Genomic DNA, 15756 nt, shown 5'->3' on the forward strand with positions numbered 1-15756 from the left:
AACTAATTTTGTCGAAAGGCAAACTCACTAAAGGAAAGTTAATTTGTAAATTTGTTAAGTTTACGTTGTAATTTAATCATATATCAATATAACCTCAGAATATCACATGAAGCTTGTATAAAAGCAAACTTGTTAAAAGAAGATTAACTTGAAAGTTTGATGAAAGGCTTGTTGTAATTTAAACCTCGTCATTGCGAGGCTTTTTTAGCCGTGGCAATCTGTTGGTTAAAGCGTTCTGCTTTCTGTGTGCTTGCTCTTTATTCTTTATTCTTTTCTTTTTTCCCTTGATGAAAAAAGAAACAAAAAAATCTAGACTTATTTTAATTTTCTTGAATTCTACAAGCTATTACACTATCGTGTCCAGACCGTTCCACTACGTTTCACTCTTTGGACACTTGCCGTTTCAAATCTTTTGAATTGCTACGAAAATTAAAAGTATGTCGGGTTGAGATTGTAACTTGGTTTTTTGATTCTTAAAATCATTAAAGTTGATCTTTATTATGAGGTATGAAGTAAACTGTTAATTACTAATCTCTTTGTTTTTTGTTCTTTGTTCTTTGTTCTTTGTTCTTGTGTCCATACTGTTGTGTGCTCATTCTTGTGTTCTTACTCTTGTGTGGGTTTGCCACGTCGTACCTCCTCGCAATGACTTGTACTCTGAATACTCGTCATTGCGAGGCTTTTTCAGCCGTGGCAATCTGTTGGTTAAAGCGTTCTGCTTTCTGTGTGCTTGCTCTTTGTTCTTTGTTCTTTTCTTTTTTCCATTGATGAAAAAAGAAACAAAAAAATCTAGACTTATTTTAATTTTCTTGAATTCTACAAGCTATTCCACTATCGTGTCCAGACCGTTCCACTACGTTTCACTCTTTGGACACTTGCCGTTTCATACCTTTTGAATTACTACAAAAATTAAAAATATGTCGGGTGGAGATTGTAACTTGGTTTTTTGCTTCTAAAAATTATTACAGTTGATCTTTATTATGAGGTATGAAGTAAACTGTTAATTACTAATCTCTTTACTCTTTACTCTTGTGTTCTTTGTTCTTTGTTCTTTGTTCTTTGCTCTTTACTGGGTGTGCTCATTCTTGTGTTCTTACTCTTGTGTTCTTACTCTTGTGTGAGTTTGCCGCGTCGTACCTCCTCGCAATGACTTGTACTAACTAAACTATCTGAATACTCGTCATTGCGAGGCTTTTTCAGCCGTGGCAATCTGTTGGTTAAAACGTTCTGCTTTCTGTGTGCTTGTTCTTTGTTCTTTACTTTATTCTTTTCTTTTTTCCATTGATGAAAAAAGAAACAAAAAAATCTAGACTTATTTTAATTTTCTTGAATTCTACAAGCTATTCCACTATCGTGTCCAGACCGTTACACTACGTTTCACTCTTTGGACACTTAGCCGTTTCATATCTTTTGAATTGCTACGAAAATGAAAAGTATGTCGGGTTGAGATTGTAACTTGGTTTTTTGCTTCTTAAAATTATTACAGTTGATCTTTATTATGAGGTATGAAGTAAACTGTTAATTACTAATCTCTTTGTTCTTTGTTCTTTACTCTTTACTGGGTGTTATTACTCTTGTGTTCATACTCATACGTGGGTTTGCCGCGTCGTAGCTCCTCGCAATGACTTGTACTAACTAAACTATCTAAATACTCGTCATTGCGAGGCTTTTTTAGCCGTGGCAATCTGTTGGCTGTTACCCTCTACTCTTTGTGTGTTTACAGTTGTGTGCTTACTGTTGTGTGCTTACTGTTGTGTGCTTACTCTTGCGTTCTTACTCTTGCGTGAGTTTGCCGCGTCGTACCTCCTCGCAATGACTTGTACTTACAAAAATATCTGAATACTCGTCATTGCGAGGCTTTTTTTAGCCGTGGCAATCTGTTGGTTAAAACGTTCTGCTTTTTTTGTGCTTGTTCTTTACTCTTTACTGGATGTGTTTACTCTTGTGTTCTTACTCTTGTGTTCTTACTCTTGTGTTCTTACTCTTGTGTTCTTACTCTTGTGTTCTTACTCTTGTGTTCTTACTCTTGCGTGGGTTTGCCGCGTCGTACCTCCTCGCAATGACTTGTACTTACAACACAAAGCTTTTTTTACAGCATTAGCCGTTGCATATCTTTTGAATTGCTACAAAAATTAAAAGTATGTCGGGTTGGGGTTGGGTTTAATGAAGTAGTTATTCTTGTTTTTCAGAAGATTATTAAAACTTTGGGAGTTTTAAATTTTTATGATGTATTCTTTATATTTAATAAATTCTTGAACGCTATTCTAAGTTTTAGAAAGCAGCAATTAATTATACAATAGATAGGCAAACCCTTATTGCGTATACACAAAAACAGCAACAACACTAAACACAATATGAGCAAGTACTAAATGAAAATAATAATGGGCATAGTTAAAATGATATGTATAACGTACCGCTTTAAACATAAAATACCATCCAATAATTCCTAAGAATCCTGAAATGAGTCCAAATAACACTGCAATATCTATGGATCTTTCAATAGCAAACCACCTCCAAGCAATTTCATACAACCCTAAAAAAACAAAGCCTATCAAAAAGTGCACAATCCATCCATACACATACAAAGGCTTATGTAAAGTTCTTTGAAACAGTTTTTTAAAGATTTGCGTTAATAGATTGGGTTCTCTAAACTCATCTTTAGTAAAAGTGTTATAAATAGCACTAAATAAGGTCATGGCAATGACAGCAACTATTCCAGATATGATAAAGTTCATCATGAGTTTTCCTTAATTATTGGTGGTTATTCTTCTAAAAATAAAAAACTAAAGTTGTCATGCAACAACCTTGTAGATTGCGACTGGTAATGGAGCAATCTAAATGGCTGAAAACCATGACAACTTTAGCATTCTTGTTACGCAGGTACTTTTGCAGCGACTTCCATACGATCCCAATTACGATGTTTTGCAATGGCATCGATAAAGGCTTTTGGTTTGTCATTGATAAAAATGGCCTTGTCGTCCTTATGATTAGCGATAAAGGTTTCGTCTAGTAAATCTTCTCCTTCATGATCCACAGCAATGGCTTTACAATGTTTAAAAGCTTCATTTAAAAACTTTTTATATTTCGGTTCGTCCAGCAAGGCATCAATGGATTTTTTTCCTCCAGGTACATAAATAGCATCAAACAATACGCTTTCTGTGGTTACAATAGCAGCATCCACCTCATGTTCCATATCCTGATCACAGGTAATAGTACCTCCATGTGGTGCAATTATTTTAATCATAGCGCCTTTATTTTCTAAGGCTTTCTGCATCTTTTCGAAATCGCTCATAGAAAAACCATCGGCTGCTAAAACCGCAATCTGTCTGGTAGCAATGCTATTAAAAATGGTATGATCTTGACTTAAAGCGTCATCTTTTTCTAAGTAATTTTTCTTTTTTGGCGGTTGATTCTTTCCATCATCATCAGCTCCTATGGCTTGGTTTACGGGTTGTTCAATCTTTTTTGGTACTTGTAATCCTAATCCCTTTGCTACTTGTTTTGCCAAATCTCCATCAATTTGATTGATTTGATACAACATGCGCTCTTTGATTGGTTTCTGTGTACATTTTCCTAATTCGAACGTATAGGCATCAGCTACATGTTGTTTTTCCCAAGCTGCCAAACTTCTGTAAAACAAAGCAGGTTGCGAATAATGATCGTTAAAACTTTCGCTTCTACCTCTTACTTTTCTGGCGTCAATTCGCTCTTCATACGAATGAAAAGCGCCCTCAGACATTTTTGCTAAATGAGGACAGCCTCCACTTAATGAATTTGGGAAATAAGCAGTTTGTCCTTTTGGAATCTCCATTTGCATATGGCCATCTCGTTGGTTGTTATGCGTTTCTACAATAGGACGATTGATTGGAATTTGATGAAAATTAGGACTCCCTAATCGCGATAACTGGGTGTCTCGATACGAAAATAAACGACCTTGCAATAAAGGATCATTGGTAAAATCGATTCCAGGAACAATATGTCCAGGTAAAAATGCCACTTGTTCTGTTTCTGCAAAGAAATTTTCTGGGTTTCTATTCAACGTCATTTTCCCTATAATTTCTACAGGTACTAACTCCTCTGGAATTAATTTGGTAGGATCTAACAAATCAAACTCAAACTTGTGTTCGTCTTTCTCTGGCACTACTTGAATCCCCAATTCCCATTCAGGATACTGTCCTGCTTCAATCGCTTCCCATAAATCACGTCGATGAAAATCGGCATCAGCCCCATTTATTTTTACAGCCTCATCCCAAGTTACAGAATGAACCCCTAAAGTTGGTTTCCAATGGAATTTTACAAAGTGAGATTCGTTTTTATCATTGATCAATCGAAATGTATGAATTCCAAAACCTTCCATCATTCGCAAACTACGTGGAATGGCTCTATCGCTCATGGCCCAAATATGATTGTGAAGTGTTTCTGTGCTTCGTGAAACAAAATCGTAAAAGGTATCGTGTGCAGAAGCTGCTTGTGGAATTTCATTATTCGGTTCAGGTTTTACGGAATGAATTAAATCTGGAAACTTCATGGCATCTTGAATAAAAAAGATAGGCATGTTATTCCCCACCAAATCCCACGTACCTTCTTGGGTATAAAATTTGACAGCAAATCCACGTACATCTCTAGCTAAATCGGGTGATCCCTTTGAGCCAGCCACTGTAGAAAAACGCGCAAACACAGGGGTTTTTCTTTTGGTATCTGTAAAAATGCCTGCTTTGCTATATTTTTCGATGCTATCATACAATTCAAAGTACCCATGTGCTGCACTTCCTCTGGCATGTACAATGCGTTCTGGAATGCGTTCATGATCGAAATGGGTTATCTTTTCTCGTAATAAAAAATCTTCTAATAACGTGGAACCTCTTTCACCAGATTTTAAAGAATTATTAGTGTCATTAATTTTAAGACCTTGATTGGTCGTCATTACTTGATTTGTAGGATCTTTTTCAAATTGCTTTAAATCATCCGTTTTTTGAGTTGCAGTAGATTTTTTCTTAGCCATAATTAGTTGAGTTTATAATGTGGATACAATGTTTGAAATTAGGATAGCAAATTTCTATTTTTTATTCAGTTTTATTAACTCAAAACATTGTTTTGCTAACTCAAATGAAATGCTCTTGTGTAAGAATGAATCCCTAACAAAACACTAAAACACTAAGCACCAACAATCTCACCTCCATTAACATGAATAAATTGTCCTGTTATATAACTTGCATCTTTAGAAGCTAAAAACACATATGCAGGTGCCACCTCACTTGGTTGGCCAGCCCTCCCTAATGGAGTGTCTTTACCAAATGCTGTAACATCATCAAAAGAAGCTGGAATTAGGGGTGTCCATATAGGACCAGGAGCAACCCCATTAACCCTTATTTTTTTGCTGGCAAGTTGCTTAGATAGCGATCTTGTAAAGCTTACGATGGCACCTTTTGTACTGGCATAATCAACAAGATGTTCACTACCTCTATATGCGGTTACAGAACTTGTATTGATAATACAATCGTCTTCTGCTAAATGTGCTAAGGCAAGTTTAGTGAGATAAAAGTAGGCAAAAATATTAGTTTTGTAGGTGGTCGTAAAGTCGTCCATAGTAATATCTTGAATTGAATCTTTTGGGAATTGAATCGCTGCATTATTTACTAAGATGTTTAATTTACCATATGTATCAATACATTTTTGAAGCACTTCTTCACATTGTTTAGTATCCTGCAAATCTGCTTTTAAACAGATACATTTTTTACCTTCTTGTTCCACTAATTTTTTTGTTGTTGCTGCATCGTTAGTCTCAGAAAGGTATACAATAGCAATATCTGCTCCTTCGCGCGCAAAATGAACGGCAATGCTTCTGCCAATACCACTATCTCCTCCTGTAATGAGTGCTACTTTATTTTTTAACTTATCACTGCCTTTATAGCCTTCTCTTATAATTTCTGGCTCAGGATTCATGTTGCTTTGTTTGCCTGGAAGTGTTTGGCTTTGTGCTGGAAAATTAGTTGGTTTTGTCATTGTAACGTGTTTGTATTAAAAAAGGTTGAGCTGCAAAACGTACCCCAAACTTTTATTCATTTTATGATTTACTATCCTCTAAATAGGCTGCTTGTTGTAGCACTATTTCAGAATTATAAACATAAAATTAGGAGAAAAATAATTTTTAGAATAACGCTAAAAATAATTTCTTTTGCTCATTTAATTGATTCTAAGAAGTGTACCTGCAAAGTATCTAAAAAAAAGCATAGGCTATATTAAGAAAAAGCTCATGTTAAGAAAAGATTGAGATGTAGGAAGTATGAAGTTTGAAGTTTGAAGTATGAAGTATGAAGTATGAAGTTTGAAGTTTGAAGTGTGAAGTTTGAAGTTTGAAGGTTAAACATAAACATGGCAACCTAAAGGCAGCTTACTTACCTAAATATTGCATATTACTGCCTTTATTTAGTCTATAATGCCTATTTTTTTGGAGTGTGCAATGGCATCTACACTTTTTTGAAAGTATAAGAAATCTACCTGTAAACTTGCTATATTATTGCCTACTGTAATTACGTTGGTCTTGGGCTTTTTATCTGTTTGCCTGATATAGACAGCTTTGATATTTTCTGGGAAAATTTTACAGATACGTTCATATAAATAGGGATCTTTTTGAGAATCATCTCCCAACAAAACATAGTGTAACTCTGGATAGAATGAAATAATGGCTTTAATTTTCTCAAACTTATGATCGTGATTTCCACCTCCTGTAAATAGAAAATCACCCAATCCTGTTTTTATTTTCTTTAATTTAATAACTGCTTTCGGTAGTTTATATTTATTTGCAATTGCCACTATAAAAGGATATAGATTCCATTCGCTACTAGAGACATAAAAGAAGGAATTGAAAGAATGTTTATTTTTTTGTCCTGCTCTACTTAATGCTTGATAGTGTTTAGGCACCTCATCAAAAACTTTACGCCCATCTATATTTTGAGTGAGCATTACATACAGTTTTTTAAAAATATTAGCACTGTGAGAGATGAGAAAAGTATCGTCTATATCAGAAATAATACCATATTTTCCAAGATAAGGTTTTAAAATTTCGCCAGATGAAATCATATGAAAATCCCCATGTTTACAAATAACATTGCAAGAATGCCAACCCGCTTCTAAAGTGCTCGTAAAAGGAATTCTAAAATTAAAATAGCCATCTTTTAGTGTTTTTGTGGTAACAGAGATCTCTTGAAATTGTAAGGTTACTTCTTGATTGCCCATTGGTTTTATAGTAAACATTTTTAAGATAGAAAAGGCGTGCTTAAAATATCTTTTCTCGATACTATACTGGCTTGGTGCCCATGATTTAAACACATGCCCAGAGATGAGTAATTCTTTATCATTCATATATCCTCTATAGATACTTATATCAATCTTCATATAACATTATTACTGAAAAATTTGTAAATTTATATCACTAAATATATAAAATTATAGTGAAAAAAAATATTCTTTTAGTCTTAAATCCAACAGCAGGTTCTCTTAATGTAGAACTTGTATTGTCTAAAACAAAACACTGGTCTCAAAAATTAGAGACACAGCTGAAGGTCTATAAAACCACTGGAAATAACGATGAAGGCAAGATTAAACACTTATTAAACACAAGTACATATAGTCGTATACTAGTTGCTGGAGGCGATGGTACTCTAAAAATGGTCGCTTCTGTGGTAATAGATACACCTATAATATTAGGTATTTTACCTTACGGTTCTGCCAATGGTTTGGCTACCTCCTTAGCAATTCCTAAAGACATCGATCAACAATTGGAAATAGCCTTTACAAAAGATGCTATGGATATGGATACTATTTTAGTAAATGATGTTTTGTGTGTGCATATTGCAGATATGGGTATCAATGCTGAATTGATTTACAATTACGAGAAAACAGCATCTAGTGGCATGTTGGGGTATGCGCTTCAAGTGATTCCTACATTATTTAAATCTGGCGCTCCTTATGATTTTAAAATTTCGATAAATGATAAAGTGATGAAGGAAAAAGGGGTGTTGTTAGCTTTTGCTAACGCAGAAAAATATGGCACAGGTGCTCGTATTAATCCAGATGGCAAAATTAATGATGGTAAATTTGAGGTAATTCTTTATAAAAAATTAAGTATCCGAGAAATTTTGAAAACCTTTTTCAAAAATTGGTCGGTGCAAAAAACATCTGTAGCTACTTATAGTACAACCTCTGTGTCGATTGGTTGTAAAAAACCTGTCCCGCTTCAAGTAGATGGCGAATATATTGGGGAATTTAAAGATTTCTCTGCGCAGATAAATCCTAAAAGTTTACGAGTGGCTGTGCAATAACATTTACACTTAGTGGTATCTATGCCCCTCACTAATGGCAACATGCATTTTACAATAAGAAAATTCAGCGAATTTAAAACACTATTTTTATAGTGTTTATTTAAGTCAACTCCTGCATGATTTCTGCAAATAATTCATAAGAACGAATTCTATCGTCGATATCGTAAATATTGGTAACAACAATCAATTCGTCTGCTTGGGTTTGCTCCATAAATTCTTGTACCTGAGCTTTTACAGTGGCTTTGCTCCCTATAAACGAATACTTTAGCATTTGTTGCACCTGTGGATGTTGTAGAATCTGCTCAAAATAAGGAGTCATGTCTGTAGGTGGCTGTACTGCTTGTCGTTTTCCTGTAAACAACCCATAAATCAGTTGAATTAAGGAAGTTGACAAACGTTGTGCTGCTGCATCAGTCTCTGCAATAATCACGTTGATTCCTGTAATGACATAAGGTTCTTTTAACGTTGCTGACGGTTGAAAAGTGCTGCGATAAATATCCAAAGCATTCCATAAATGGGTCGTAGCAAAATGACTCGCAAAGGCATAAGGCAATCCTTTTTTGGCAGCTAAATGTGCACTGTCTGTACTAGAACCTAACACATAAATAGGCACCTCCACACCTTCTGCTACAGTAGCACGAACTTTAGCGTTTTTATTATCCGCAGAAAAATAGGTTTGAATGCTTTCTAATTCCTTTGGAAACATTTGAGAAGCTTGCATAAAATCGGCTCTAATAGCTTCTGCAGTTTCACGATCCGTTCCTGGAGCTCTTCCCAAGCCTAAATCGATTCTATTGGGATAGAGAGAGGCTAAGGTACCAAACTGCTCTGCAATAATTAAGGGTGAATGGTTGGGCAGCATGATGCCTCCAGAACCTACACGAACGGATTGGGTTCCTTGCGCTACATAGCCTATTAAAATAGAAGTAGCGCTACTCCCAATATTTTCTGAGTTATGATGTTCTGCCAACCAATATCGGGTATATCCTGATTTTTCGGCACTTTGCGCCAAGGCTAAGGTATTGGTAAAGGTATGTTGTAAAGACTGCCCTTCTGATACTAAGGCAAGATCTAAGATGGAATATAAAGTGTTTCTATGGTTCATAACGTTTACTTTTAATTGCTATACGTAAAATTATATAGCACTTATTTTTTAATGCTCTAACAAAGACACTACTCAGTATCATTGCACACTGTTTTATCAAATCGATTCCTGCATAGCTTTATACACCACACAGGATTCTTATCATTGTATGTGGCATTGCATCCAATTTTTTGTGAGAGTAAAAGTACTTTTATTCAGCCAGTAATTCTGTTAATACTTGCTTAAAAGTAGCAACAGGTTGTGCACCTGTAACAGCACTTTTACGGTTAAAAACAATGGTAGGTACAGAGTTTACTCCCATATTTTTCCAATAGTTTTGTTGGTCTCTAACTGCTGAACGAGCTGCCTCATCGTCTAATTTTGCCAATGCTTTGTCTGCATCCAAACCAACACTTAAAAGAGCCTCTTTTAAAACTTCTTTTGTAGAAACATCTTTACGATCGCTGAAAAAGGCTTTTGTCAGGGTCATCTTTAGTTCGGTTTGCTTTCCGTAATCTTTGGCATATTCTAATAAAACATGGGCATCAAATGTGTTGACCATGCGCATTCCATCAAAATAATCAAACTTAAAACCGAGTTCAGCACCAGCTTCAGTCATCATTTTTTTCGATTCATTTTGTTGGGCTGTGGTTGATCCATATTTTTCGGTAATATGCTCGTTTACATTCTGTCCTTCAGCTGGCATGTTGGGATTCAGTTCAAAAGGTTGCCATGTAATGTCTACTTGGTCTTCTACCCCAAGTTCTGTAATTGCTTTTTCCAAACGTTTGTAGCCAATGGTACACCAAGGACATACAACATCGGATACGATATCTATTTTTAATATTTTTGTCATCTTTAAAAGGGTATTAATTCACTTATTTGAAGTACACCTTGTACATTGGTGTAATTTTTAACATCGGCTGCAAAAACGGCTGCATGAGGTCCAAAAGACTCTTGAAAAACGACAACACTCTCAAATTTTAAATGAGCAATGGCTACGTAAGGTGCAGGTTCTCCAGGAACTCGACTTCCGATGCCTAAATCTAATTCTAATCCTTTTAAAGCACTCCCTACTAATTTTGTAATCATGGGTAAATGCGTATTTTTATAATATTCAGCATCAAACTGAATATCTTTACTGTTGGGATATAAAACGGATACTTTAATCATGTGTTTTTATTTTTAATAGATTCATTTTATTTAAAACCACACCTCCCAAATAAACGGAAGGTGTAATTTTTTAAACTATGCTTGTATTTTAGCTACTATAAAGCGACTATTTTTTTTCCCAAGCAAACTTTTTGAAGGGAGCATCTACAGGCGTATTTGCAATACGATTGGTGTAATTACTGATTACTTTTTGCGACAATCCTAAAATAATATCTAAAACTTGTTGTTCGCCATAACCAGCTGCATAAAAAGCCTCCAACTCTTCTTGTGAAACTTGTCCACGATTTCTAGTAATCGTTAAGGTCAAGGTTCTTAATGCCTCTAACTTTGCATCCGCTAAAGGTGTTTCGTTACGCAACGCATCAGTAATGCTATCATCTACTTTCATCATTTTTGCAATACCAGTATGTGCAGGGACACAATAATGACAGGCATGTTCTACGTTAATGGTTTGCCATACCACTGTTAATTCTTCCTTGTTAAAAGATGATTCTGTAAATAGTTTATGCAACGTTTGGTAGGCTTCAAATAATTGCGGAGAACCTGCTAAAACACCATGCAAACTAGGAATCATTCCATTCGATTTTAATGATTTTTCTAATAACGTTTTACTTGCTTCTGGTGCTGTTTCTAAATTGTGAATTTTTAAAGTTGTCATATTTTTAATTTTATACTATGAATGTTTAATATTACTAAACGATTGTTTAGTTTTTGTGAAAAAAAATGTTTATAGGTTTTTAAAGATCATTTCTATATAATCTTCTATTTCTTTTTGAGTGTTTACTCGAGAAGCCGCTGCTAATCCATGTTTTGCTAAAACCAAATAATTGGCTTGCTTTACAATTGTTGCTGCGTCTTTAGAGGCGTCCATGCTTAATTTCTCAATGAATATCTCTTTTAAAGTATCCATAAATACCGTCATTTGTTCTTTGATAATCAGATCATCATTTTCAGCAAACTCATTGTAAGTGTTCGTTACCAAACACCCTTTATGGTTCCCTTCTTGTTGATTGATAGCAACAGAATCATAAAAAAACTGTTTGATACCATCAATACCATTTTTGTTTTTCCTTAAATCATCAAACAAGCTTTTCGTTATTTCTTTATAACACTTAATGCTTTCCAAAAAAAGACCGTGTTTATTTCCAAAACTAGCGTAGATAGAAAACTTGTTAATGCCCATTTCTTTTTCGAGCATTTGCATAGAAGTTGTTTCATAGCCATTCTTCCAAAAAAGGCGCATTGCTTTTTCGACTACTTCATCTTCGTTATATTGTTTTTTTCTTGCCATAAGTTTTAACTACGGCACAAAACTAAACAATCAGTTAGTAATAACCAACTATTTAACTCGTATTAACGTTTTTTTAATGATTTGGTTGATAATTTAAGAAAGAGGTTCAAAAAAAACTTTCCTTAAAAATTGATGCTATCCGAATGAAATCAGTGGCTAACACTTATATACTACATGTTAACAACTTTAAATTTTAGTCAACCTTATAATTTAAAGTTTTTATACGTTATTTTTATATATTATAAATTCTTGTGTTCGGTACAGCTTATTTAATAGTTTTATACAGATAATCATCACCAGCATTTTTAACAAAAAGAAATTTATGCCTAGAGCCATATCACCTTATAAAACCAGGCAACAAAAATGCACTAACAATCCATCAACAAAGAAAATGAATTTAAGAAATCTACTTTTTAAGTTAGTGATAGTCCTCACTATAATTGCTTGTCAACCAACCAATAAACAGACAAAGATTCCTGCTACTCAAGTAAAAGAGGCTATAAATAAAGAAAATGTAGTATTTACTAGTGAGGGAATTCAATTAGCAGGTACTTTGTATAGTCCTGTAAACCCTCATGCAGCGGTTGTGCTTGTTCACGGTTCAGATTCAGTGCCTCGAATGAAGAAGTTAGCTACCTTATTAGTAAAAAATAATGTGTTAGTTTTTACGTATGATAAACGAGGTGTTGGAGAATCTGGAGGTGTTTATGCAGGACCAGAAGTTGGGACTAATAATATTAGTCGTGAAAATCTACATCTATTAGCAAAAGATGCCAGTGCTGCTGTTCAATTAATTCATACAAAAAACAAAGACGTCCCTATTGGTCTTCTTGGCGCAAGTCAGGCTGGGTGGATCATTCCAATCGTTGCAAACAAGAATCCATTCGTCCAATTTATGGTGTTGTTCAGTGCCCCAACCATTACTACGCTCGAACAATTAAGATTTCAATTTTATACCAATGGAAGAACAGATTTTTGGGAACATACTACAGAAAAAGACGCACGTGAGCATATTAAAGACGACCCTGATAGATATCAATTTGAACCTATGGATCCAAAAGAGGTTTTAAAAACGCTTTCGATTCCTGGTTTATGGCTATTTGGAGAAAAGGACATTCAAATTCCTGTAAAAATGTGTATCGAGCAAATCAACACCCTAAAATTAGAAAATAAACCTTTTGAATATGTTTTATTTCCTTCTTTAGGGCACCACACGTATCAAGAAGAACCTATAAATATTTCGCTAAATTGGATCAAACAACAAACTGTAACTTCTAAGAATGCTTTAAACAACTTAAATTGATGAAGTATTCCCTACAAATTAACAGCTACATTTTTTTATAGGTAGCAAAACCAACAGATGTTCTATGTGATTTTTAATTGCTAAATTACATGCTTTAAATACCACATCATTTGCCATCATTAAAAACTAACAAATGAAACACATAAAAACAACTATAGGAATAATCCTCCTTTTAATTGTTCATACCACCAGCTATGGACAAGCCTTCTCTAGACAAGTAACTCCCTATATTGCTATCCAAGATACTGTAGTTGCTCTTACCAATGTAACCCTAATTGATGGAACTGGTAACGCAGTAAAATACCAACAAGATATTTTAATTAACAACCATAAAATTGCTGCTATTGGCAAAACAGGAACTATTGAATTTCCTGAAAATACCACTTTGATTGATGGAACAGGAAAAACAGTGATTCCTGGATTTGTGATGTTGCATGAACACCTATTTTATGCAAAACCCCATAATGGCAACTACAAAGGCGTGCATATGACCAATACATTTCCGCAAATGTATTTGGCAGGAGGTGTAACCACCATGCGAACTGCCGGAAGTTTTGAAGCCTCAGCAGATTTAAATATCAAGAACCTCATCAACCAAGGAAAAATGGTGGGGCCAGCCATGGACGTGTCTACACCTCATGTAGAACGATTGGGATTTATTCCTCAATTACAATCGCTTTATGGTGATGAAAATATCGAAAATTGGTTGCACTATTGGTTTGACAAAGGCATTACCTCTGTAAAAGTCTATAACAACATTACCAAAGAAGATTTAAAAAAGATAATTGAAGTTTCGCATGCTAGAAACATCAAGGTAACTGGGCATTTATGTTCTATCACTTATGAAGAAGCAGCCAATTTAGGCATCGATAATCTAGAACATACCTTTATGGCAGCCACCGATTTTGTAGCGGATAAACAAGAAAACGACTGTGTAAGAGGCGAACGTTCCTTAAATGAGTTGGCTGATGATGATCCAAAGTTATTGGCTTTAATGCAGCTTCTAATCGATAAAAATGTAACCTTAACCTATACACCTACTGTATTTGAACCCTATACCAACAGAGAAGTTATTATTGGCGGAGGTCATGTGGCACTAGCCCCCTATCTCTTAGAACAGCAGCAAGCAATCTATGATCATTCCATACACACCAAAAGAGATTCTTTGAGTTTGTTAAGCTTTCAAAAGGAAATGAGACGCGTATTAAAGTTTCATGCTATGGGTGGGAATATTGTAGTGGGAACAGATCCTACTGGAAGTGGAAAAACAATTGCTGGCTATGCAAACCAACGATTGATTGAATTATTGATTGAAACTGGTTTTAGCATAGAAGAATCTATAAAATTAGCCACCTTAAATGGTGCCAACTATTTAGAAATAGCCGATACAACAGGAACAATAACCGTTGGAAAAAATGCCGATTTAATACTGATGAATGGCGACTTATCAAAAGATATTAGAAGCATTAGAAACATGGAAATTGTTTTTAAAAACGGCGTTGGTTTTGATTCTAAAAAAATATTTGAAGCTGTAAAAGGAAAAGTAGGAGCTTATTAAAAGAATATTTTAAACACCCTGTAAACTAGTTATTCAAATAATAAATAAAAATGAATATCGTTATAAGTTTACAGAAAGAAGTGATTATTATACATATAAAAAACGAATAAATTAATCCCCCTAAAGTTGCACATACACATTGATACAAAACCATATTGAAAAAGAATTTATTGGAATTATAGGCAACCGACCTATTTATAAAATTGTAAGAGCCAATAGTGCAAAATTGCCTTTTAAAGTTACGAGTAGAACCCTTATTATTGGAGATGGATTGAACGCGCCCTTATTAATTGTAAAGGATGCTTTAAAAGCGATGTATCATTATATTTTAGAAGCTCCAATATTTAATTTCAACGGATTAGATTCTCCTGGGTATTTAGGTTTTACAGATAAAGAAATCCTAACGTATATTGTTTTTAACCACGATCCAAAGGGGCATTTTATCTATCATAATTATACACAGCAACATAAAAGTTCATTAAAACAAATGTGTAAAAGCAACCTATTAGAAAAACCCTTCAGTGAAATGAATGTGTTCGATTTTAATACATGGCTTCATATACATATTGGCGCTTTTGTTTGGTTTTATTGTAAGGACATCACCGATTTTATTACGTTTTCTTCCTATGATTATTTTGTTGAAAATTATTTAGAAAATGTTACCATGCCCAATACAGCTAAGAATGTTATTGGAATTCCAGAAAATATAGATTCTTTACAAGGTTTAGAGGTGGAACATAAAAAGAAAATTCGGTTTTCTACATTTGATAGTCCAGATGATGAATTCTTTATGAACGAATTAATCGCAGGAAATCATTGGGATTTAGATAATGTTTACGATTATTTTAAAGAGCGCAAAAATTAAAGAATTGTATAAAATGGAATGCTATATAATGCTTTTACTGGCAAATGATAAAAAGCATTGCTAATTTTACAATCCATTTGTGCTAGGCTGCTAATGTTTGCCAAAACTTTATTAAGCGATTTAGCTGTTCTTTTAAATTGACTACCTGAACACTCGTCATT

At 34.4% G+C, this 15756-nt stretch carries 13 protein-coding genes; 4 read left to right on the top strand and 9 right to left on the bottom strand.

Annotation, left to right across the window (positions count from 1 at the left end):
* Nucleotides 1–2312 precede the first annotated feature (2312 nt).
* The 4 genes from LPB03_RS03005 to LPB03_RS03020 form a co-directional block, all read right to left on the bottom strand.
* The gene (locus LPB03_RS03005; protein WP_065319344.1) at nucleotides 2313–2738 is read right to left on the bottom strand and encodes a hypothetical protein; all 426 of its coding nucleotides are present in this window, start codon (nucleotides 2736–2738) and stop codon (nucleotides 2313–2315) included.
* A 134-nt stretch (nucleotides 2739–2872) separates the two neighbouring features.
* Nucleotides 2873–5002, bottom strand: coding sequence for a catalase (locus LPB03_RS03010; protein ID WP_065319343.1), 2130 nt, complete (start codon nucleotides 5000–5002; stop codon nucleotides 2873–2875).
* A 152-nt stretch (nucleotides 5003–5154) separates the two neighbouring features.
* Complete coding sequence (locus tag LPB03_RS03015; RefSeq protein ID WP_065319342.1) at nucleotides 5155–6003, bottom strand: SDR family oxidoreductase; 849 nt, start codon at nucleotides 6001–6003, stop codon at nucleotides 5155–5157.
* A gap of 423 nt (nucleotides 6004–6426) precedes the next feature.
* Nucleotides 6427–7395 carry an App1 family protein phosphatidate phosphatase gene (locus tag LPB03_RS03020; RefSeq protein WP_065319341.1) on the bottom strand — a complete coding sequence of 323 codons (969 nt, stop codon included), beginning with the start codon at nucleotides 7393–7395 and terminating at the stop codon, nucleotides 6427–6429.
* A gap of 56 nt (nucleotides 7396–7451) precedes the next feature.
* Between LPB03_RS03020 and LPB03_RS03025 the strand changes: the two genes are divergently transcribed.
* Nucleotides 7452–8321 (top strand): diacylglycerol/lipid kinase family protein, encoded by an 870-nt coding sequence (locus tag LPB03_RS03025; RefSeq protein WP_065319340.1) that lies wholly within the window; start codon nucleotides 7452–7454, stop codon nucleotides 8319–8321.
* 100 nt (nucleotides 8322–8421) lie between these two features.
* Here LPB03_RS03025 and LPB03_RS03030 read toward each other — a convergent pair whose 3' ends face one another.
* The 5 genes from LPB03_RS03030 to LPB03_RS03050 form a co-directional block, all read right to left on the bottom strand.
* On the bottom strand, nucleotides 8422–9426 hold the full coding sequence (locus LPB03_RS03030; protein ID WP_065319339.1) for an LLM class flavin-dependent oxidoreductase: 1005 nt from the start codon (nucleotides 9424–9426) through the stop codon (nucleotides 8422–8424).
* 190 nt (nucleotides 9427–9616) lie between these two features.
* Nucleotides 9617–10261 carry a DsbA family oxidoreductase gene (locus tag LPB03_RS03035; RefSeq protein WP_065319338.1) on the bottom strand — a complete coding sequence of 215 codons (645 nt, stop codon included), beginning with the start codon at nucleotides 10259–10261 and terminating at the stop codon, nucleotides 9617–9619.
* A gap of 2 nt (nucleotides 10262–10263) precedes the next feature.
* On the bottom strand, nucleotides 10264–10578 hold the full coding sequence (locus LPB03_RS03040; protein ID WP_065319337.1) for an EthD family reductase: 315 nt from the start codon (nucleotides 10576–10578) through the stop codon (nucleotides 10264–10266).
* Nucleotides 10579–10684: 106 nt separating this feature from the next.
* On the bottom strand, nucleotides 10685–11236 hold the full coding sequence (locus LPB03_RS03045; protein WP_065319336.1) for a carboxymuconolactone decarboxylase family protein: 552 nt from the start codon (nucleotides 11234–11236) through the stop codon (nucleotides 10685–10687).
* Between the two features lie 69 nt (nucleotides 11237–11305).
* Entirely contained in the window at nucleotides 11306–11869 is a 564-nt protein-coding gene (locus LPB03_RS03050) for a TetR/AcrR family transcriptional regulator (RefSeq protein ID WP_065319335.1), read from the bottom strand.
* 322 nt (nucleotides 11870–12191) lie between these two features.
* On the opposite strand from LPB03_RS03050, the gene LPB03_RS03055 reads away from it, so the two are divergent.
* The 3 genes from LPB03_RS03055 (at nucleotide 12192) to LPB03_RS03065 (ending at nucleotide 15595) form a co-directional block, all read left to right on the top strand.
* Nucleotides 12192–13172, top strand: coding sequence for an alpha/beta hydrolase family protein (locus LPB03_RS03055; RefSeq protein ID WP_231953129.1), 981 nt, complete (start codon nucleotides 12192–12194; stop codon nucleotides 13170–13172).
* Nucleotides 13173–13305: 133 nt separating this feature from the next.
* Complete coding sequence (locus tag LPB03_RS03060; RefSeq protein WP_065319334.1) at nucleotides 13306–14730, top strand: amidohydrolase family protein; 1425 nt, start codon at nucleotides 13306–13308, stop codon at nucleotides 14728–14730.
* Between the two features lie 139 nt (nucleotides 14731–14869).
* Nucleotides 14870–15595 (top strand): hypothetical protein, encoded by a 726-nt coding sequence (locus tag LPB03_RS03065; RefSeq protein ID WP_065319333.1) that lies wholly within the window; start codon nucleotides 14870–14872, stop codon nucleotides 15593–15595.
* The last annotated feature ends 161 nt before the right edge of the window (nucleotides 15596–15756 follow it).

This window comes from Polaribacter vadi (assembly GCF_001761365.1).
In the GTDB taxonomy this organism is placed as follows: Bacteria; Bacteroidota; Bacteroidia; order Flavobacteriales; family Flavobacteriaceae; genus Polaribacter; species Polaribacter vadi.